The following is an 18,956-nucleotide window of genomic DNA, read 5'->3' as shown; positions in this document are numbered from 1 at the left end:
GGTTGCTTAATACTTACATGGTTACATAAGGTGTGCAACTATAGAAGAATGCTAGACTGGACGCCTTCCCCATGGTGTTTGCATCACATCACCCGGCCAAGTTGCCCTTACCCGTGACCAGCCCCCCATTCAGCCCGTCAGACCTAGCCACGATGAAGGAGCGCGTGCCCGAGGTGGCCGAGTTGCTGCGCTTCATGGCCACTCCCTCCCGCCTGTTGCTGCTGTGCCAGCTCGCGCAAGGTGAAATGACGGTGAGCGGACTGGAGGACGCCACCGGCATCCGACAGCCGGCGCTCTCCCAGCAACTGGCCGAACTCCGCCAACGAAAGCTTGTAGCGACCCGACGGGAATCGCGGTCGATCGTCTACCGCATGGCAGACCCGCGCGTTGCAGCACTGCTGGGCGCGATGCATGGGATCTTCTGTGCGGACGATACATCAACTTGAAGTGGCCTAAGGCGTCTAGAAGGGACGGGCTACACTCACTGACCTAGGGGAATTTAGGCCATCGGCGTAGTCTGCCCCAAAACCAATTGACCGCAGCAGGCTCGAGGTCTGCTGCGGCCTAGGGATGTTTATCAGGGATGGGGTGGATGTCTGCTTATGGCCGGAAGCGGACATCGGCGACGCCGAAAATTGAGGCGAGCGACGTCGAGCCTGCAGCCAGATCTGGGCGCGAAAGGCTGCCCATTGCTGAGAGTAGAGATTTTCAGGGCGAGGGCTCTGCACAAGCATTCCGCAGCGTGAGAACCAGTGCATCCCATACGGGGCCCTGTCACTTTGTATTCCAGAGAAAAGTAACGGGTCGCCGTCCAAGTCGTCGCTACTGATACTTGGCCCTCGGTCCGCTTAGCGGCGGCACGCATACGATCAGTAACTGAGGAGCCCGAGGCGCACAGGGCCGTGCATGGCTCATTCCCCCTAGATCACTAGCGTGCGCGAGCCGTCCACTAGACCTTGGCCGCACCACTAAGCTCACAGATGGACATTGAGATCAAAAGGGCGCAGCGTTTGCTTCTCGCCCCAAAGGGCTACTGATTTCGGAGAGCGCAAATGAGCAGAACAAGTATCTCCCATCCACTGAAGATTGCCACCTTACCTGTCGGCACGAACGGCGGTGGGATCGGCGTCACCTTTGCACCAGGAAAACATCAGGAAGTAGCAATGACTGGCTCTTGGGCTCGAGACCTGGACGTCGACCTCGCGTCGATCGCGGAGTGGGGAGCACAGCACCTGATCACGTTGATTGAGCCGTGGGAGTTCGAGGAGCTGCGAATCACCTCGTTGGCGGAACGTGCCAGAGCCCACGGTTTGATGTGGTACGGCCTGCCAATTACAGATGGTGCGGCTCCTGACGCGCGACTCCTTGGGCCATGGCGATCCCTAGGGCCACAGTTCGCAGCCAAGCTCTTGTCTGGAACCAGGATCGTGGTGCATTGCAAAGGCGGGCTGGGTCGGGCCGGCACCGTGGCGTCGATGCTCCTCATTGAAACAGGCTTTGCCTCAGATGGCATCGATGCAATTGCTAAGGTTCGCTCGGTGCGACCTGGTGCGGTGGAGACGGCGGAGCAGGAGGAATTCATCCTGAACTGGTCTAATCGCGGAGCCCGGAGACTGAGCTAGCCACAACACCCCACTAACCTACCCGTCATTGCCTTGGGCTGGAGCACAAGATGCCTGTATTGCGCAGTTAGTCTGTGGAGGGCTTCTCTCCAGAGTGCGAAGCGCTGAACACTTTTCTCCAAACACATATAGTGTTGCTGCTCGTACTGCTTCGCGCGCCCCTCGCATGCCTATCTGAACCTGTCGCCAGGCCTGGACTTCGAGACCAAGCTGTTCGCCAAGACCAATGCCCCCCAGCTGCTGCGCAAGGAGCTGTCCAAGCCGGGCTACGTGCCGCAACCAATCGCACTGGGGATCAACACCGATGCGTACCAGCCGATCGAGCGCAAGTTCAAACTCACCCGCCAGTTGATCGAAGTGATGCGGGAAACCAAGCATCCGTTTTCGTTGATCACCAAGAACGCGCTGGTCGAGCGCGATATCGATCTGCTTGCACCGTTGGCGGCGGAGAACCTGGTCAGCGTGCATTTCTCGGTGACCTCGCTGGACCCGCACCTCTCCGCGAAGCTGGAACCGCGCGCGTCGGCGCCGCATGCACGGCTGCGCGCGATGAAGCGTCTGCATGAGGCCGGCATTCCGGTGGGCGTGATGGTGGCGCCGGTGATTCCGTGGATCAACGACAGCGAACTGGAAGCCGTGCTGGAGGCCGCACACGACGCAGGTGCGAGCACCGCCGGTTATGTGCTGCTGCGCCTGCCGCTGGAAGTGGCACCGCTGTTCCGCGAGTGGCTGGACACTCATCATCCCGATCGCGCCGCACATGTGATGAGTACCATCCAGCAGCTGCGCGGCGGCAAGGACTACGACAGCCAGTTCGGCACGCGCATGCGGGGCCAGGGCGTGTATGCCGATCTGTTGAACAACCGCTTCAAGCTGGCGCGCAAACGTCTGGGCTTCAATGCGCAGAACAGCCATTGGCCGAAGCTGGATTGCAGCCGGTTCCAGAAGCCGTTGCCGCCGAAGAAGGATTCGCCGCAGGGGTCGTTTGTGTCTCTCGCGGTGTGGGTCCGCTCGGGGAGACGTAAAGGCAGTCGAGCAAGCTCGACTCTACGGGGGAAAACGACGCAGTCGAGCAAGCTCGACTCTACCCCCCGAACAACTTCTGCGCACTCTGGAACAGGATCCAGCTCGTCGCGATGAACTTGTCCCCACCCTGTGGCCGATTGCCACGATGGGTATGAGTAAACGCCGTCGGCGCGATCAGCAGGCTGCCGGTGCGCGGCGCGATCTTCCGCCCCTGGAACAGGAACTCGGTCTCGCCTTCGTCGAAGTCGTCGTTGAGGTACAGCGTCCACAGCACATGCCGGTGCAGGGTCTCGGCCTGCACATCCTTGGGGTACAGCTCGCAGTGCCAGTACGGATAACCGCCCTCGCCCGCCGCATACCACTGCAGGTTGATCGCCCCCGGGCGCAGGCAGGTGCGGGCCAGGTCGGCCAGCTGCTGCTGCGGCATGTCAGGAAAGTCCTCGGCAGACAGGCGTCGCGGTTGGCCGTTGCTGTCCTGGATCTGCAACATCAGTGGCGCAATCAACGCCTGTGGATAACGGCGTAGATAAGTCAGCAGGCCGTTGAACACCGCGATCTGCAGCTGCTGGTCGACATCCTGCCAACCGTCCAGGCCACTGATGCGCAGATCCTTGCTGTGCTTGAGTTCCGGGAACACACCACTGCCCACGGCACCGGGCTGCAGGCCACGCGTGGCGCGCAGGCGTTCAACGATGGCCGCGCAGACCTCGCTGGGGACGGCGTTGTGGATGACTTCGATGAAATCGACCGGGCCCTGCTCGTGCATGCGTGCATTCCTTAGGCGGCAACGGCTTGATGGTGCCGTTTGCCGCCCTCGGTGTCACCCCACGGTCATGTCATCGAACTGCCATGACCGCTGTCAGGCGATCGGCCGTCAGCCCTGTGCGTCGTCGTGTGCGTGGTGGTAGCGCACGGCTTCAGCCACTTCCTCGCGCGAACCCAGGAACACCGGCACGCGCTGGTGCAGCTGGTCGGGCTGGATGTCGAGGATGCGCTCGCGGCCGGTCCAGGCGGCGCCACCGGCCTGTTCGACCAGCAGGCCCATCGGGTTGGCTTCGTACATCAGGCGCAGCTTGCCGGCCTTGGATGGATCCTTCTTGTCCCACGGGTAGATGAAGATGCCGCCGCGGGTCAGGATGCGATGCACGTCGGCGACCATGCTGGCGATCCAGCGCATGTTGAAGTTCTTGCCGCGCGCGCCTTCCTTGCCCGCCAGCAGATCGCCGACGTACGCCTGCATCGGCGCTTCCCAGTGACGCTGGTTGGACATGTTGATGGCGAATTCCTGGGTGGTCGTCGGAATCTGCATGTTCTCGGTGGTCAGCACGAACTCGCCCTTCTCGCGGTCCAGGGTGAAGGCATGGGTACCGTGGCCGACGGTCAGCACCAGCTGCGTGCTGGGCCCGTAGATGCAGTAGCCGGCGGCGATCTGCTTGCTGCCCGGCTGCAGGAAGGCGTCATCGCCCGGCAGTTCGACGTTCGTCGGGCAGCGCAGCACCGAGAAGATGGTGCCGACGGAGACGTTGACGTCGATGTTGGAGCTGCCATCGAGGGGATCGAACAGCAGCAGGAAATCACCGCGCGGATAAATGTCCGGCACCGGCTGGCTGTGGTCCATTTCTTCGGAGGCGCAGGCGGCGAGATGGCCGCCCCAGGCGTTGGCCTCGAGCAGGATCTCGTTGCTGATGACGTCCAGCTTCTTCTGCGCTTCACCCTGCACGTTGCCGGTACCGGCGTCGCCGAGCACGCCACCGAGGGCGCCCTTGCTGACGGCGATGGAGATGCTGGTGCAGGCGCGGGCGACGACCGCGATCAGCTGGCGCAGGTCGGCATTGATGCGGCCGGCGTGCTGTTCCTGGATCAGGAAGCGGGTCAACGAAGTACGGGACATGAGCGGGCAGGTCTCGGCAGCGGGAAAACGCCTATTGTCGCCCGTATGGCGGGGCCGTGCGTGAGCGCGGGAAGGCGTAATCGTTTCCAGATGCGTTGCGCTCGTGGCGCCTTCCTTTTGTCGAGGCTCGTGGGAGGGGGAGGCGATGCAGGACACGCTGCAAGTACGTCCATGTAAGCTCGATGGCGCCTTGCTCGTGTGCGCTGTCCTGCGCACATGGCAAGACCGGAGGGGGCGTCCTGCCCAACCCGCCCGAGGCATGCCTCGGGCCCATGGCGCCAACGGTCCTGCATCGCCTCCCCCTCCCACGCGCTTCAGGGTTCGCCGCGAGCGCGGTGGGGATGGCAAAGGCAAGAGCAAAAAACAAAGGCGCCTTTCGGCGCCTTTGTCTTCAAGCCACTTGAGCGTTGCTTCAGCCCTTGGCGACGGTGGCCACGGCCTTGGCGACGTATTCCAGGTTGTTCTGGTTCAGCGCGGCCACGCAGATGCGGCCGGTGCCGACGGCGTAGATGCCGAACTCGTCGCGCAGGCGCTCGACCTGCTCACGGCTCAGGCCGGAGTAGGAGAACATGCCGGCCTGTTCGTTGATGAAACCGAACTGCGGCGCACCGGCAGCGGCCAGCTTCTCGACCAGGCCCTGGCGCAGTGCGTGGATGCGCTCACGCATCTCGGTCAGCTCCTGCTCCCACATCGCGCGCAGTTCCGGGTTGGTCAGCACGCCTGCCACCAGCGCGGCACCATGGGTGGACGGGCTGGAGTAGATGGTGCGGATCACGCGCTTGACCTGCGACTGCACGGCCTTGGCGTCAGCGGCGGTCGGCGCCACCATCGACAGCGCACCCACGCGCTCCCCATACAGCGAGAACGACTTGGAGTACGAGTTGGCGACGATGAAGCTGTCGATGCCGGCTTCGGCGATGATGCGCACGGCGGCGCCGTCCTGCTCGATGCCCTTGTCGAAGCCCTGGTAGGCCATGTCGATGAAGGGGAACAGCTGCTTGTCCTTCAGCAGCTGTGCGACCTGCTTCCACTGGGTGACCGTGAGGTCGGCACCGGTGGGGTTGTGGCAGCAGGCATGCAGCAGCACCACGGTGCCGGCTTCCAGCTTGCCCAGGTCGGCCAGCAGGCCGTCGAAGTTGACGCCGTGGGTGGTCGGGTCGAAGTAGGTGTAATCCACCACCTCGAAGCCGGCCGCGCTGAACACCGCGCGGTGGTTTTCCCAGCTCGGGTTGCTCAGCGCAACGGTGGCGTGCGGCAGCAGCTTCTTCAGCACGTCGGCGCCGACACGCAGCGCACCGCTGCCACCGACGGTCTGTGCGGTAGTGACGCGGCCGGCGGCCAGCAGCGGCGAGTCCTTGCCGAACACCAGTTCACGCGTGGCCTGCGTGTACGCCGGCAGGCCATCGATCGGCAGGTAGCCGCGCGGTTTGGCCTCGTTGGCGAGCTGCTGCTCGATCTGCTTGACGGCGCGCAGCAGCGGAATGCGGCCGCTCTCGTCGTAGTAGATGCCCACACCCAGGTTGACCTTGGTCGGGCGGCTGTCGGCGTTGTACGCCTCGGTCAGGCCCAGGATCGGGTCGCCTGGGACCAGTTCCACGTTTGCAAAGAAGGACACGGCGGTACTCGTTCGGTAGACGGAGAGGAGGAGGAAGTGCGCTACGCGGTCTGCGGCTTTTCGGCCGGAAACAGCCCATCGTAACAAAGCCTGCCGGGGCTGGCCGCCGCCATCGTCATCTGCCGCCCCGTACCATGGCGTGCGTTGCCGCCCCATCCATCAACCTGAATCATGAATCCTGCCGCACGACGCCGTTGCCTGCCGCTGTCCGCCCTGCTGCTGTCGCCCTGGGCGGCGGTGGCCGAGCCTGCATCCACCACCCTGCCTGCGGTGCAGGTACAGGCTGCGCGGGTGCCGGGCATCGACCCGTTTGCGCTGCCGGCCAGCCAGGACATGGTCTGGATCGATGCCAGCCGTGCGGGCACCGGCGCGCAGCTGTCCGAGGCGCTGGCCGGGGTACCGGGGCTGCTGGCGCGCGACCGGCAGAACTTCGCCCAGGATACGCAGCTGTCGATCCGTGGCTTCGGCGCGCGCTCGACCTTTGGGGTGCGCGGGGTGCGGGTGTTGATCGACGGGGTGCCGGCGACCATGCCCGATGGCCAGGGCCAGCTGTCGCACGCCAGCTTGTTGGGCGCCGAACGCATCGAGGTACTGCGCGGGCCGTTCTCGGCGCTGTACGGCAATTCCTCCGGCGGCGTGCTGCAGGTGTGGAGCGCGCAGGGCCAAGCCGGCGACCCGTGGCGGTTGCGCGTGAACGCCGGCGCCGACACCACGCTCAGCGTCGGCGCGCAACTGAAGGGTGCCGGCCAAGCGTTGGACTACAACATCGCCGCCAATCACTTCCGCACCGATGGCTGGCGCGATCACAGCCGCGCGCGCCGTGAATCGCTCAACGCACGCATTGGTGGTGATCTGGGCGATGGGCGGTTGGAGCTGCTGCTCAATGCGCTGGACGCCCCCGATGCGCAGGATCCGCTGGGCCTGACGCGTGCCCAGGTGGCGGCTGACCCGCGCCAGGCCACGGCGGTGGCGCACCAGTACAACACCCGCAAATCGGTGCGCCAGCAGCAGGCCGGTCTGCGCTGGACCCGGGAAACCAGCGCGCAGCGCTGGCAGCTGATGGGCTATGCCGGCCAGCGCACGGTGACGCAATACCTGCCGATTCCGCCGACCGCCCAGGCGAACCCGCTGCATGCTGGCGGAGTGATCGATCTGGATGCGGGCTACGGCGGACTGGACGCGCGCTGGGGCTGGCACGGCGACCTCGCCGGTCGACCGCTGGATCTGGTGGCCGGGCTCAGCGCCGACCGCCAGCGCCAGCATCGCACCGGCTACGAGAACTTCATCGGCAGCACCGTAGGCGTGCGCGGGCGTCTGCGTCGTGACCAGATCGACGTCGTGCAGAACGTGGACCAGTTCGCGCAGGCCTGGTGGCAGTGGAGCCCGCGCTGGTCGCTGCTGGCCGGGCTGCGCCACAGCGCGGTGCGCTTCGAATCCGATGACCGCTTCATCACCGGGCGCAATCCGGACGACAGCGGCCGCCGCCGCTACCAGGCAACCACGCCGGTGGCAGGCGTCAGCTTCGAGGCCAGCCCGCAGTGGCGGCTGCACGCCGCCGTGGGACGTGGTTTCGAGACCCCCACCTTCAACGAGCTGGGGTATCGCGCCGATGGCCTGGCCGGTCTGGCGCTGGATCTGGCCGCTGCACGCAGCCGCAATCTGGAGGTAGGCAGCAAGTGGCACGCACAGGATGGAACCCAGCTTGATATCAGCCTGTTCCGCGCAGATACCGACGATGAGCTGGCAGTTGCCAGCAATTCTGATGGGCGCAGCACCTATCGCAACATCGGCCGCACCCGCCGCCAGGGTGTGGAACTGCAGTATCGCCAGCCGCTGGCCGAGCAGCTGGAGCTGGAGCTGGCGTGGACCTGGCTGCAGGCGCAGGTGCGTTCGCCGTACCTGACCTCGAACAGCTTGGTCGCCGCGGGCAGCCGCCTGCCCGGGGTACCGCGCCAGCAGGCCTTCGCCCGCCTGCAGTGGAGCCCCACAGACTGGCAGTGGGCGCTGGAGGCCTCGGCCAGCACCGATACCGTGGTCAATGACGTGGCTACGGCGCGCTCGCCCGGTTTTGCTCTGCTGCACCTGGAAGGTGGGCGTCGCTGGACCCTGCCGGGCGGCGAGCTGCGGGCCTTCGCACGGTTGGAGAACGTGCTGGACCAGGCCTACATCGGCTCGGTGATCGTCAATGACGGCAATGGCCGCTTCTACGAGCCTGGACCGGGAAGGCGGGCCAATGTCGGCCTGCAGTGGTCGTGGCGCTGAAGTAGTAGTGCCGGCCGCTGGCCGGCATCGCGCCGTGCAGGACGTCAGGAGGCTGCCGGCCAGCGGCCGGCACCACCTTTCAATCGGGAGCCTTGGCTGGCACGAACGGCGAGGTCGGGTCGCTGGCCGGGAAGGTCTCCTCCAGCGCCTCGTCCTGGTTGTCGCTGGCGCGCTGCTTGCGCTCACGCCGCTTGAGCGGGCTTTCCTGTCCGCCGCGATGGCGGTCACCGCCATCCTTGCGGTCCTGGGCGGCCTGTTCAGCCTCGTGCTTCACCGGCAGATGCTCTCCGGCGTGCTCGGCATCGAAGAACGGTGCACCGGTGCCGCGGTAGTCGGCATTGTCGGCATCGCGCTTGCCGCGCTGCTCGCCGGGAATGGGCGGGTGGTTTTCCCGCAGCGGGTCACGGGAGGTCTCTCGGCTCATGGTCTGGCTACCTGCGCTCAGGGGATCCCACTACACCGCTCGCAAGGTAAAGCCGCCGCGAACCTGGCGTCATGAACATCTCGCTCACCCCCCGGTAACGGCACCGCGCGTATTCCTGCCCACCCGCCCCCGCTGCAGGAGCCGGCCATGCCCCGTCTTGAACGACCCGCACCGTCCGTGTTCAACGCCCTGCTCGATCCGCTCGGCCAGCGCACCGCGCAGCGCCGCACGCGCCGCCATGAGGATCCGCAGGCGGTGGCGCAGGACTACCTGCAGTACATGCTCAGTGACTACGAAGAGCGCCGTGGCCAGAGCCACCGCAACTGGCGCGATCTGTGCCCGGTGTATGCCTTCGCGCTGACTACCCATGCCGCGGATTGGCCACGCGGTGACGCCGCCGATACCTGCGAGGAACTGGCCGAGCACTGGGAGCAGATGCGCGGGCAGTCGCGGTTGAGCTGGTCGCAGGCGAGGCCAGTGGTGGAGGACGCCTGGCGCGCACTGGACCATATTCCGGCGGCGGCGGTGAGGCCGTTGCTGCAGTAACGCTGGGGTTCTGCATACACGCTCGGGTGTGCTGTGGTTGCCGGCCAGCGGCCGGTACTACCGCCTTCCGTAGAACCCACGTGCACGGCACGGACACGGCTGGTTTACGCCCTTCGGCCCACGCTGGGCTCCCTGCCCCGCCAAAGGTGCGCCCATGGCCCGCCCGATCTGGACCGGCACGCTGTCGTTTGGCCTGCTCAATGTGCCGGTGTCGCTGATGTCAGGCGAACGCAAGGTCGATCTGCAGTTCCGCATGCTCGACTCACGCGATCGCAAGCCGATCCGTTTCGAACGGGTCAACGCCGACACCGGCGAGGAAGTGCCGTGGAAGGACATCGTCAAAGCCTATGAGTACGACAAGGGCAGCTATGTCGTGCTGGAGGAAGGTGATATCCGTTCGGCCGCGCCGGAAAGCCACGAAGCGGTGGAGGTGGAATCTTTCGTGGATGCGGCGCAGATCGACCCGCGCTATTACGAGAAGCCGTATCTGCTGGTGCCCGGCAAGAAGGCCGAGAAGGGCTATGTGCTGCTGCGCGAAACGTTGCGCAGCACCGGCAAGGTGGGCATCGCGCGGGTGGTGGTGCGCACGCGCGAATACCTGTGCGCGGTGATGCCGCATGAGGACGCGCTGGTGTTGATGATCCTGCGCTATCCACAGGAACTGGTGGATCCCGAGGACTACAAGCTGCCCACCGGCAAGCTGTCCGACTACCGCATCACCAGCAAGGAAACGGCGATGGCCGAGCAGTTGATCGAGTCGATGTCCGGTAAGTGGGACCCGTCGCACTATCACGATGAGTTCCGCGAGCGCCTGCAGCAGGTGTTGAACAAGCGCATCAAGTCCAAGGGCGGCACCACCCGGGTGGACGATGAGCCGGCACCGCGTGAGGATGCCAGCACCAACGTGGTCGACTTCATGGCGCTGTTGCAGAAGAGCCTGGATGCGAACAAGCGAACGCCAGCGAAGAAGGCCGCAACGCGCAAAGCAGCCGCCAAGTCGCCAGTGAAGAAGGCCGCGAAGAAGACAACGAAGAAGGCTGCAAAGAAGACCGCACCCCGACGCAAGGCGGGGTGAGCCATGTCGTTGCACCAGTATCGGCGCAAACGCCGGCTTGGCGGTGGCGCCGGACAGACGCCGGAGCCTGACGACGCGCACCCCCCCGGTGACCCGAAGCGGCGGCCGACCTTCGTCATCCAGCTGCACCATGCCAGCTCGCGCCACTACGACTTCCGCCTTGAGATGGACGGCGTGCTGAAGAGCTGGGCGGTGCCGAAAGGTCCTTCGCTCCGCGTCGGCGAGAAGCGGCTGGCCGTGGAAGTGGAAGATCACCCGCTGTCCTACGCCGGCTTCGAAGGTGACATTCCCGAAGGCCACTACGGCGCCGGTCACGTCGAGGTGTTCGATCACGGTACCTGGGCCTGCGAAGGTGATCCTCTGCAGGCACTGGCGGCGGGCAAGATCGACTTCGTGCTGCATGGACAACGCCTCGCCGGTGGCTGGAAGCTGGTACGCACCGCGATGAAGGGACGCCAGGTGCAGTGGCTGCTGATCAAGCGCGGCGACGGCGAAGCGCGCGACGCGGAGGCGGATGACCTGCTGACGGCACCCACGCCCAAACGAGCATCTGCGGGGAAGAAGCGTCCCGCAGCGAAGGCGGCGCGTGCTGCACCCGTCGCACGCGCGACCACGCGCAAGGCCGATGCGCGTTGGCATGCACGCGCGCTGCAACTGTACGGCGCACGTGATAAGCCCTATCCCCTTGGGTTCAAACCGCAGTTGACCGATCATCGCGACAGTGCCCCCGACGGCGAGCGCTGGCTGCATGAGATCAAGTGGGACGGCTATCGTCTGCTGGCCGATCTGCACGACGGCGAGGTGAAACTCCGCTCGCGCAACGGCTTGGACTGGACGTCCGATTTTCCCGAGGTCGTGCAGGCCGTGCAGGCGCTGCCGGTGCGCGATGCGCGCCTGGACGGTGAGCTGGTGGTGCTGGACAAGGAAGGACGCAGTGACTTCGCAACGTTGCAGCGGGTGATCGACGGTAGTTCGAAACAACCGCTGCGCTACATCGTGTTCGATCTTCCTGGTGTGGCCGGCGTGGACATCAGTCGTGCGCCGTTGCTGGAGCGCAAGGCGCTGCTGAAGGATCTCATCGGGCCGGCGCCCGGCACTATGGCCTTCAGCGAACACGTGGTCGACCATGGGCCGCAGGTGTTCGATGCCAGCGGCGAGGCCGGCTTCGAAGGCATCGTCAGCAAGCAGGTGGATGCGCCGTACGTGAACACCCGCGCGCGCAGCTGGGTGAAGGTGAAGCACGAAGACACCGACGAGTTCGTGATCGTCGGCCACACGGCACCCAAGGGTTCCCGCGTGGGGTTCGGCTCGCTGCTTCTGGCCACGCCGGACAAAGGCGGCTTGCGCTATGTGGGCCGTGTTGGCACCGGTTTCGATGACGAGAGCCTGCGCGCGCTGCTCAGGGCACTGCAGCCCTTGGCAGTGAAGACGCCCGTGCTGCAGCTGCCGGCGCATGTGCCGTTCCGCGCTGCCAGCGTGCGCTGGGTGAAACCGGTGACGGTGGCGGAGGTGGCCTTCCGTGGCTGGGGCAAGGAAGGCTTGCTGCGCCAGGCCAGTTTCAAGCGGCTGCGCAGCGACAAGCAGAAGGAGGACCTGGCAATGAGCACCGCAGATGCCGGAACCGGAGACGAGGTCCAGATCACCCATCCGGAGCGGGTGGTGTTTCCAAAGCAGAAACTGAGCAAGGGCGACGTGGCCGACTACTACCAGCGCATGGCGCGCTGGATCCTGCCTGAAATCACCGGACGTCCGCTGTCACTGCTGCGCTGCCCGGACGGCGTGGGCAAGGCCTGCTTCTTCCAGAAGCACCATGGCCCCGGCCTGGGCGATGCGGTACATGCGGTGCCCCTGCAGCAGAAAAGCGGCCGCGAGGATTACGTCTACATCGACGACACGCGTGGTCTGCTGCAGCTGGTGCAGATGAACACCCTGGAACTGCATCCCTGGGGGGCGACCGTGGCTGACCCCGAGCATCCCGATCGCCTGGTGTTCGATCTCGACCCTGGTGACGGCGTCAGCTGGGCACAGGTGAAAGCCGGTGCACGCGATGTGCGTGACCGCCTGCAGCAGGTGGGTCTGGAGAGCTTCGTACGCCTGTCTGGCGGCAAGGGGATACACGTGGTGGTGCCACTGCAGCCCAAGGCTGGCTGGGACGAGGCGAAGGCATTCTGCGAGGCGTTCGCACAGGCGATGGCGGAGCAGGCGCCGGACCGCTACGTGGCGACGATGAGCAAGGCGAAGCGCAATGGCGTCGTCTTCATCGACTGGCTGCGCAACACCCGAGGCGCCACCAGCGTGTGCTCGTGGTCGCTGCGTGCACGCGATTCTGCCGGCGTGGCGGTGCCGCTGCGCTGGGAAGAACTGGCGCGGGTGAGCGCAGCCGACGCGTTTCCGATGGCCAAGGCGCTGGCGCGCGCGAAGCGGCTGAAGCGTGACCCATGGCAGGGCATCGCGCGATTGAAGCAGACGCTGCCGTCGCTGAAGCGGTAGTGCTGTCCGCTGGCCGGCACCTGTAGCATGGCCGAGGTTGCCGGCCAGCGACCGCCACTACCTATATGCGCTCAGCGCGGATCGCGCGACGCGCGGCGACCGAACCACCAGCCGGCCAGCAGCTGCAACGGCAGCGATGCCAGCAGCGAAATGACGAACCAGAGCGGGAAATCCGCGCCGGCGGTCCACATTGCGTAGGCGCAGCCGAGCGCGATCAACGACCAGATCGAAAAACCATGCGAGCGCGGCCAGCGCGGTGCGTAGTAGGTGGCGAAGGAAATGCCGGCGACGCCGCCGAGCACGCTGAAGGCCAGGTCCCACCCCAGCTGCACGCTGTTGTTGTCCGGCGACATGCCCAGCAACGGGGGCAGCCAGCTGGCGACGCTGCTGAGCAGCGCAAGCGACAGCACGCCGCCAATCAGGGCGACGAGGGACAGGAACAGGGTCTTGAGCAGGCCGGGCATGCGCGCATTGTACGGCTGCGCGAAGTGCCCGGGGTTGCCGGCCAGCGGCCGGCACTACCGATGGATCGGCATGGCCGCCGCGTCCGTGGGAGAGGGGGACGGAGCGACGGCGGCCATGCACAGGCTGTCAGGCGGCGAAGTCGAGCACCACGCGGCCTTCAATGGTGCCCGCGTGCATGCGCGCGAACACCTCGTTGATGTTTTCCAGGCGGTCAGTGCTGACCGTGGCGGCAACCTTGCCTTCGGCGGCGAACTGCAGCGACTCCTGCAGGTCCAGCCGGGTGCCGACGATCGAGCCGCGCACGGTGATGCCGTTGAGCACCATGCCGAAGATATCCAGCGGGAAATTACCGGGCGGCAGTCCATTGAGCGAGATCGTGCCGCCACGGCGGACCATGCCCAGCGCCTGCTCGAAGGCCTTCGGCGACACCGCGGTGACCAGGGCGCCGTGCGCGCCGCCGATTTCCTTCTTCAGGAAGGCGGCGGGGTCGGTGGTGCGCGCGTTGACGGTGATCTGCGCGCCGAGCTGCCGGGCTAATGCCAGCTTGTTGTCGTCCACGTCCACCGCGGCCACGTTCAGGCCCATCGCGCGGGCGTACTGCACCGCCATGTGGCCCAGACCGCCGATGCCGGAGATGGCGACCCAGTCCCCGGGCTTGGTGTCGGTCACCTTCAGGCCTTTGTAGACGGTCACGCCGGCGCACAGCACCGGCGCGATCTCGACGAAGCCCACTTCTTTCGGAAGCAGGCCGACATAGTTGGCATCGGCCAGTGCGTACTCGGCGAAGCCGCCGTTGACCGAGTAACCGGTGTTGCGCTGCGTTTCGCACAGCGTTTCCCAGCCGCCCAGGCAGTGTTCGCAATGGCCACAGGCCGAGTACAACCAGGGGATGCCGACCCTGTCGCCTTCCTTGACGTGCCCTACCCCGCCTCCCACGGCCACGATGTGCCCCACGCCCTCGTGGCCGGGGATGAACGGCGGGTTCGGTTTCACCGGCCAGTCGCCCTCGGCGGCGTGCAGGTCGGTGTGGCAGACGCCACAGGCCTCGATCTTGACCAGTACTTCGCCCGCCCCCGGGCGTGGTACCGAGACTTCCTCGATCACCAGTGGCTTGCCGAACTCACGCACCACGGCGGCCTTCATGGTCGAATTCATGTTCGGATCTCCGTAGTGCGCTTGCCCACAGAATGACGCCGGCTCGAGGCCGGCGCTTTGATCACGATCAAACCTTTGAAGATTCCCGCAGCGGTTCAGCCGGCCAGCACTGACGCCTCGCGGGCCAGGCGTTCGATGGCGTCCCAATCACGGGTCTGCAGCAGCGCCGGGGTGGTCAGCCACGAACCGCCCACGCACAGCACATTGGGCAGGTGCAGGAACTGCGGCGCAGTCTGCGCGCTGATGCCGCCGGTCGGGCAGAAGCGCACATCGGCGAACGGGCCGTGCCAGGCCGCCAGCAACGCAGCGCCACCGGCCTGCACCGCCGGGAAGAACTTGAAGGTGTCGTGGCCGTGCTCCAGGCCCAGGATCAGGTCGGAGGCAGTGGCGGCACCAGGCAGGTACGGCAGGTCGGCATCACGCGCGGCGGCATACAGCGCCGGCGTGGCACCGGGGGACACCGCAAAACGCGCACCGGCCTGCTTGGCCGCCTGCATCTGCGCGGCATTGAGTACCGTGCCGGCACCGATCACCGCATCCGGCACGGCCTCGACCATCGCCTTGATCGCATCCAGCGCCTGCGGCGTGCGCAGCGTCACTTCGATCACCGGCAGGCCACCGCGGAACAGCGCCTGGGCCACTTCGACCGCTTCATTCACATCTTCGGGGGTGTACACCGGGATCACCGGTGCCAGCTTCAACAGCGCGCGCAGGCGCGGATCAGCGCTGGACATCGTCTTGCTCCTTGCCCGACCGGGCATCGCGGATCGCCGCCGGGTCCGGCAGCGCAGCGGCGCATGATGCCACGTGGCTCACGACGGTGCTGGTGGTGCCCCGCCCTGCCCCCGGCTCAGGCCGGGTCGGCCTGCAATGCCTGGATGCGGCGCTGGTACCAGTCACCACCGAGCGGATCGAACACCGCCGAGCGCTCCATCTGCGCCTCGTACACGTGTACCGAGATCGCCAGTGCATCGTCGCTGGCGTTGCGCAGGGTGTGGTACTCGTGCGGCGGAATCAGGCTGCCGGCACTGCCGCAGCCCCCGCGCAGCACGGCGTGGCGGCGGAAGCGCCAGCGCTCGCCGGCACACTCCAGCAGTTCATAGCGGGTGATCTCCAGCTCGCCTGACCACACTCCCTCCACACACCACATGGCATCGTGGTCGTGCAGCGGCGTGCCCTGCCCTGGGCCCCAGCTCATGGCAATCACGCTGTAGCCGTGTTCGCGGCTGTGGTACAGCGGGCGTCGCGCGTAATGATCACTGACCGGACGGTGCACGCACTCGGGCAACTCGATGCGGCTGTCCGCGATGGCTTCCTGCAGCGCCAGCTGCAGGTGGGCGGTGATGCGCTCGGCATCACCGGAGGTCATCGCCGCGTCGACTGCGGCGATCAACCGGTCGCGGCCACGGAACGCCGGAAACGGAGAGGTCTGCAGGTCCATGCCCCGACTGTAGCGGAGCCTGGTTAAGGGAATGTTGGCGTTCGCGCGCGTCGCGCCCGCATTCAAGGTGAACACGCGCGGAAGAACGGTTCAGATGGACATCAAGTAGAGCGATCACAATGGAACCTCGCGCAGCAGAAGCGGTCGAATACGACGCGATCCATCTTCGCTGCGACATTCCGCAACTTCGCGCCCCACGGGCGCAAGGCTAGAATTCTCCGACTTACCTGGTTCTATACATGTCAGTGCGAATTATTAGCGATGCCGCGTTGCCGGCATCGAAGGGCAAGGCTGCCACGATCAACGACATCGCACGACTGTCGGGAGTTTCCAAGAAAACGGTTTCAAGAATCATCAACAACTCGCCGCTGGTGCGCAAAGACACCCGCGACAAGGTCGAGGCGTTGATGCGCGAGGTCGGTTACGTGCCCGACCCCTTGGCGCGCGGCCTCGCGTTCCGCCGCTCCTTCCTGATCGGCCTGGTGTATGACGACCCGGGCGCCCAATGCATTGTCGACCTGCAGCACGGCGCGCTGGAAGCGCTGCGCGGCACCGGCTATGAACTGGTTGTGCATCCCTGCGACAGCCAGGCTCCGGACTGTGCGTACGGCGTGCGGCGCTTCGTGCAGCAGCAGAAGCTGCACGGCGTGATCCTGGGCCCGCGTGCCTCCGAGTCGGCTGCGTTGACGGAGATGCTCGACGGCATTGAATGCCGCTACGTCCGCATCAACGCGCATGCATCGGATGACGAGGCACAGGCCGTGGTCACCCACGATCGCGACGGTGCAGCCGCGGCAGCGGGCTACCTGCTCTCGCTCGGCCACCGCGACATCGCGGTGATTGCCGGTCCGGGCGACCGCCGTACCGCACGCGAGCGCACCCATGGCTTCCTCGACCGGCTGGCGCAGGTGGGCCTGACCCTGCCGGGTGAACGCGTGCTGGAAGCGGGCGATACGTTCGAGTCGGGCGTGCATGCCGCCGAACGGCTGCTGATGGGCGGACAACGCCCCAGTGCGATCTTTGCCGGCAACGACGAAATGGCCGCCGGCGTGTACCAGGTGGCGTTGCGTGCGGGTATCGCGGTGCCGCAGCAGTTGTCGATCGTCAGCTACGACGACAGCCCGCTGGCGTCGCGGCTGTGGCCGCCGCTGACCTCGGTGCGCCGCCATGTGTCCGACATCGGACGCATGGCGGCGGCGATGCTGGTTCAGGCCGACGTGCCGGATGCGCCGACCGCAACCAGCGTGCATCCGCAGCTGATGGTGCGCGGTTCCTGCCGGGCCGTGGACGCCTGAATGCCCTGCCCTCGCCTGCACCGCCGTAACGGTGCAGGCAGGCAGCAACGAAAACGGCGCATCCAGGTGCGCCGTTCTCAATGCGAAGCGCTGTACGCGGTGCGCTTACACGTCGCCGCCGTCGGCCCAGCCTTCGCCGGTGCCGGCCTGGAACACGCGGTCATCGTCCTGCACATCGCCTGCCGGCAGATGCGCTTGGTCAGACAGTGCCGCGTAGATCGGGGTGAAGTCCGGTGACGTCGCCTGCATCAGCTGTTCGAAGCTGTCGATGACGAAGTAGGTCTTCTGGAAGGTGTCGATGCGGTACTTGGTGCGCATGATCCGTTGCAGGTCGAAACCGATGCGGTTGGGCGCGGCCGATTCCAGCGAGTACAGCGACTCGCCCTTCGACGACACGATGCCGGCGCCGTAGATGCGCAGGCCGTCGGGCGTATCGATCAGGCCAAACTCCACCGTGTACCAGTACAGGCGGGTCAGGTTCTGCAGCGCGTCCGGGCCGATCGCGTGGGCTTTGACGCCGCCACGGCCGTACGCCTCCATGTAGTCGGCGAACACCGGGTTCATCAGCAGCGGCACATGGCCGAACAGATCGTGGAACAGGTCTGGTTCGGCGATGTAGTCGATCTGGTCCGGACGACGGATCCACCAGGTCACCGGGAATCGGCGATTGGCCAGGTGGTCGAAGAAATCCAGTTCCGGCAGCAGGCCCTCCACGCCCACCAGGGTCCAGCCAGTGGCCGCGCCCAGTACTTCGTTGAGCTGGTCGAAGCGCGGGATCATGTGCGCGTTCATGCCCATCTCATCCTGTGCATCCAGGAATTCCTGGCAGGCGCGGCCGACCAGCAGTTCGCGCTGGCGCTGGTACAGCGTGCTCCAGGTGGCGTGGTCGTCGGCGCTGTAGGTGTCCCACGGCTGCTCGACGAGCGCGGTGGTATACACCGGCACGTAGCCCTTGTCGGTCTGCTGGTGTTCGACGCGGCGGGGCTGGGCGAGGTCCATGGGGCACTCCTTGACGGGCTACCCACGATGCTAGGGCAGGGCGCGCGCAACAGGGTTGCAAAAGTTGCGTCGATTGGCCTTGCTGGCGCAATATCCTTGCGTACTCACCATGTTGCGGGGCAACAATGGCCGGAGAAGTCCAGTTCGATCGCACGGATATACGCCTGCTGGCTGAAATACAGCGGGATGGGCGCGCCACCAACGCCGAGCTGGCGACGCGGGTGAACCTCTCACCCTCGGCCTGCCTGCGCCGCCTGCAGCGGCTGGAAAGCGAGGGCGTGATCGTCGGCTATGGTGCGCGGCTGGAACCGCGCCAGCTGCGCCTGGGCCTGCAGGCCTTCGTACGCGTGCAGCTGGAAAAGCACGACCAGGCCGCGATCGGCCACTTCGTGGACAGCGTGCAGGGCTGGGATGAAGTGGTGGCCTGCCATGCACTGACCGGTGACATGGACTACCTGCTGCACGTCTACGTGCGCGACCTGGAGCACTTCTCGCACTTCCTGCTGGACCGGCTGCTCAATGCCGGCGGCGTGGCCGATGCCAATTCCAGCTTCGTGCTGCGCACGGTGAAGGGCTTCCAGGCATTGCCGCTTTCGCAGCTGGAATAAACGCGCCGCCGCGATTTGACGGCGCCGGGCGGGTAGCCGAGC

17 protein-coding genes and 1 pseudogene are annotated in these 18,956 nt (G+C 65.9%); 9 read left to right on the top strand and 9 right to left on the bottom strand.

The window, feature by feature from the left end; all coding sequences use genetic code 11:
• Nucleotides 1-152: 152 nt before the first annotated feature.
• The 3 genes and pseudogenes from V3B46_RS11170 to V3B46_RS11160 form a co-directional block, all read left to right on the top strand.
• Nucleotides 153-446 (top strand): ArsR/SmtB family transcription factor, encoded by a 294-nt coding sequence (locus V3B46_RS11170; protein WP_021202108.1) that lies wholly within the window; start codon nt 153-155, stop codon nt 444-446.
• Between the two features lie 606 nt (nt 447-1,052).
• On the top strand, nt 1,053-1,622 hold the full coding sequence (locus V3B46_RS11165; RefSeq protein WP_049453273.1) for a cyclin-dependent kinase inhibitor 3 family protein: 570 nt from the start codon (nt 1,053-1,055) through the stop codon (nt 1,620-1,622).
• A gap of 138 nt (nt 1,623-1,760) precedes the next feature.
• A pseudogene (locus V3B46_RS11160) lies at nt 1,761-2,603 on the top strand (PA0069 family radical SAM protein); the annotation flags it as partial.
• Nucleotides 2,604-2,706: 103 nt separating this feature from the next.
• Here the strand turns inward: V3B46_RS11160 and V3B46_RS11155 are convergent.
• The 3 genes from V3B46_RS11155 to V3B46_RS11145 form a co-directional block, all read right to left on the bottom strand.
• Entirely contained in the window at nt 2,707-3,414 is a 708-nt protein-coding gene (locus V3B46_RS11155; RefSeq protein WP_154261792.1) for a 2OG-Fe(II) oxygenase, read from the bottom strand.
• 108 nt (nt 3,415-3,522) lie between these two features.
• Nucleotides 3,523-4,539: a class 1 fructose-bisphosphatase gene (locus tag V3B46_RS11150; protein WP_329891920.1), complete on the bottom strand. Its 1,017-nt coding sequence runs from the start codon at nt 4,537-4,539 to the stop codon at nt 3,523-3,525.
• Between the two features lie 412 nt (nt 4,540-4,951).
• A complete protein-coding gene (locus tag V3B46_RS11145; RefSeq protein ID WP_012509610.1) occupies nt 4,952-6,154 on the bottom strand; it encodes an amino acid aminotransferase in 1,203 nt (400 codons plus the stop codon).
• 171 nt (nt 6,155-6,325) lie between these two features.
• Here V3B46_RS11145 and V3B46_RS11140 point away from each other — a divergent pair, with 171 nt between their 5' ends.
• Nucleotides 6,326-8,416 carry a TonB-dependent receptor family protein gene (locus tag V3B46_RS11140; RefSeq protein ID WP_329891919.1) on the top strand — a complete coding sequence of 697 codons (2,091 nt, stop codon included), beginning with the start codon at nt 6,326-6,328 and terminating at the stop codon, nt 8,414-8,416.
• Nucleotides 8,417-8,495: 79 nt separating this feature from the next.
• Here the strand turns inward: V3B46_RS11140 and V3B46_RS11135 are convergent, their stop codons facing one another.
• Nucleotides 8,496-8,840, bottom strand: coding sequence for a hypothetical protein (locus tag V3B46_RS11135; RefSeq protein WP_099554126.1), 345 nt, complete (start codon nt 8,838-8,840; stop codon nt 8,496-8,498).
• A gap of 147 nt (nt 8,841-8,987) precedes the next feature.
• On the opposite strand from V3B46_RS11135, the gene V3B46_RS11130 reads away from it, so the two are divergent.
• The 3 genes from V3B46_RS11130 to ligD all read left to right on the top strand — a co-directional run bounded on the left by V3B46_RS11130 (nt 8,988) and on the right by ligD (nt 12,951).
• On the top strand, nt 8,988-9,386 hold the full coding sequence (locus tag V3B46_RS11130) for a hypothetical protein (RefSeq protein WP_154261796.1): 399 nt from the start codon (nt 8,988-8,990) through the stop codon (nt 9,384-9,386).
• Nucleotides 9,387-9,540: 154 nt separating this feature from the next.
• Nucleotides 9,541-10,461, top strand: coding sequence for a non-homologous end joining protein Ku (ku, locus tag V3B46_RS11125; RefSeq protein WP_329891918.1), 921 nt, complete (start codon nt 9,541-9,543; stop codon nt 10,459-10,461).
• Nucleotides 10,462-10,464: 3 nt separating this feature from the next.
• Nucleotides 10,465-12,951 carry a DNA ligase D gene (gene ligD / locus V3B46_RS11120; protein ID WP_329891917.1) on the top strand — a complete coding sequence of 829 codons (2,487 nt, stop codon included), beginning with the start codon at nt 10,465-10,467 and terminating at the stop codon, nt 12,949-12,951.
• A gap of 71 nt (nt 12,952-13,022) precedes the next feature.
• Here ligD and V3B46_RS11115 read toward each other — a convergent pair whose 3' ends face one another.
• The 4 genes from V3B46_RS11115 to V3B46_RS11100 form a co-directional block, all read right to left on the bottom strand.
• Nucleotides 13,023-13,415, bottom strand: a complete 393-nt coding sequence (locus tag V3B46_RS11115; protein ID WP_329891916.1) for a hypothetical protein — start codon at nt 13,413-13,415, stop codon at nt 13,023-13,025.
• 127 nt (nt 13,416-13,542) lie between these two features.
• A complete protein-coding gene (gene adhP, locus V3B46_RS11110) occupies nt 13,543-14,571 on the bottom strand; it encodes an alcohol dehydrogenase AdhP (RefSeq protein WP_329891915.1) in 1,029 nt (342 codons plus the stop codon).
• A gap of 95 nt (nt 14,572-14,666) precedes the next feature.
• Entirely contained in the window at nt 14,667-15,305 is a 639-nt protein-coding gene (gene eda / locus V3B46_RS11105) for a bifunctional 4-hydroxy-2-oxoglutarate aldolase/2-dehydro-3-deoxy-phosphogluconate aldolase (RefSeq protein WP_154261803.1), read from the bottom strand.
• Between the two features lie 116 nt (nt 15,306-15,421).
• Nucleotides 15,422-16,012: a cysteine dioxygenase family protein gene (locus V3B46_RS11100; protein WP_329891914.1), complete on the bottom strand. Its 591-nt coding sequence runs from the start codon at nt 16,010-16,012 to the stop codon at nt 15,422-15,424.
• A 239-nt stretch (nt 16,013-16,251) separates the two neighbouring features.
• Here V3B46_RS11100 and V3B46_RS11095 point away from each other — a divergent pair, with 239 nt between their 5' ends.
• Nucleotides 16,252-17,307 carry a LacI family DNA-binding transcriptional regulator gene (locus V3B46_RS11095; RefSeq protein WP_154261805.1) on the top strand — a complete coding sequence of 352 codons (1,056 nt, stop codon included), beginning with the start codon at nt 16,252-16,254 and terminating at the stop codon, nt 17,305-17,307.
• A gap of 105 nt (nt 17,308-17,412) precedes the next feature.
• Here V3B46_RS11095 and phhA read toward each other — a convergent pair whose 3' ends face one another.
• Nucleotides 17,413-18,306 carry a phenylalanine 4-monooxygenase gene (phhA, locus tag V3B46_RS11090; protein ID WP_088023024.1) on the bottom strand — a complete coding sequence of 298 codons (894 nt, stop codon included), beginning with the start codon at nt 18,304-18,306 and terminating at the stop codon, nt 17,413-17,415.
• A 125-nt stretch (nt 18,307-18,431) separates the two neighbouring features.
• Between phhA and V3B46_RS11085 the strand changes: the two genes are divergently transcribed.
• Nucleotides 18,432-18,914: an Lrp/AsnC family transcriptional regulator gene (locus tag V3B46_RS11085; protein WP_004153377.1), complete on the top strand. Its 483-nt coding sequence runs from the start codon at nt 18,432-18,434 to the stop codon at nt 18,912-18,914.
• The last annotated feature ends 42 nt before the right edge of the window (nt 18,915-18,956 follow it).

The sequence above is a fragment of the Stenotrophomonas sp. SMYL11 genome (genome assembly GCF_036320005.1).
In the GTDB taxonomy this organism is placed as follows: domain Bacteria; phylum Pseudomonadota; class Gammaproteobacteria; order Xanthomonadales; family Xanthomonadaceae; genus Stenotrophomonas; species Stenotrophomonas maltophilia_A.
Note: the sequence above shows the minus strand (reverse complement) of the source record. Positions and strands in the feature narration are given on the sequence as shown.

Excerpts from the sequence above, each read along its gene's own strand:
- V3B46_RS11135 (WP_099554126.1), bottom strand. The coding sequence starts at position 8,840 with ATGAGCCGAGAGACCTCCCGTGACCCGCTGCGGGAAAACCACCCGCCC.
- ku (WP_329891918.1), top strand. The coding sequence starts at position 9,541 with ATGGCCCGCCCGATCTGGACCGGCACGCTGTCGTTTGGCCTGCTCAAT.
- V3B46_RS11100 (WP_329891914.1), bottom strand. The coding sequence starts at position 16,012 with ATGGACCTGCAGACCTCTCCGTTTCCGGCGTTCCGTGGCCGCGACCGG.
- V3B46_RS11165 (WP_049453273.1), top strand. The coding sequence starts at position 1,053 with ATGAGCAGAACAAGTATCTCCCATCCACTGAAGATTGCCACCTTACCT.
- V3B46_RS11150 (WP_329891920.1), bottom strand. The coding sequence starts at position 4,539 with ATGTCCCGTACTTCGTTGACCCGCTTCCTGATCCAGGAACAGCACGCC.
- adhP (WP_329891915.1), bottom strand. The coding sequence starts at position 14,571 with ATGAATTCGACCATGAAGGCCGCCGTGGTGCGTGAGTTCGGCAAGCCA.
- V3B46_RS11155 (WP_154261792.1), bottom strand. The coding sequence starts at position 3,414 with ATGCACGAGCAGGGCCCGGTCGATTTCATCGAAGTCATCCACAACGCC.
- V3B46_RS11115 (WP_329891916.1), bottom strand. The coding sequence starts at position 13,415 with ATGCCCGGCCTGCTCAAGACCCTGTTCCTGTCCCTCGTCGCCCTGATT.
- V3B46_RS11170 (WP_021202108.1), top strand. The coding sequence starts at position 153 with ATGAAGGAGCGCGTGCCCGAGGTGGCCGAGTTGCTGCGCTTCATGGCC.
- eda (WP_154261803.1), bottom strand. The coding sequence starts at position 15,305 with ATGTCCAGCGCTGATCCGCGCCTGCGCGCGCTGTTGAAGCTGGCACCG.
- ligD (WP_329891917.1), top strand. The coding sequence starts at position 10,465 with ATGTCGTTGCACCAGTATCGGCGCAAACGCCGGCTTGGCGGTGGCGCC.
- V3B46_RS11095 (WP_154261805.1), top strand. The coding sequence starts at position 16,252 with ATGTCAGTGCGAATTATTAGCGATGCCGCGTTGCCGGCATCGAAGGGC.
- V3B46_RS11130 (WP_154261796.1), top strand. The coding sequence starts at position 8,988 with ATGCCCCGTCTTGAACGACCCGCACCGTCCGTGTTCAACGCCCTGCTC.
- phhA (WP_088023024.1), bottom strand. The coding sequence starts at position 18,306 with ATGGACCTCGCCCAGCCCCGCCGCGTCGAACACCAGCAGACCGACAAG.
- V3B46_RS11085 (WP_004153377.1), top strand. The coding sequence starts at position 18,432 with ATGGCCGGAGAAGTCCAGTTCGATCGCACGGATATACGCCTGCTGGCT.
- V3B46_RS11140 (WP_329891919.1), top strand. The coding sequence starts at position 6,326 with ATGAATCCTGCCGCACGACGCCGTTGCCTGCCGCTGTCCGCCCTGCTG.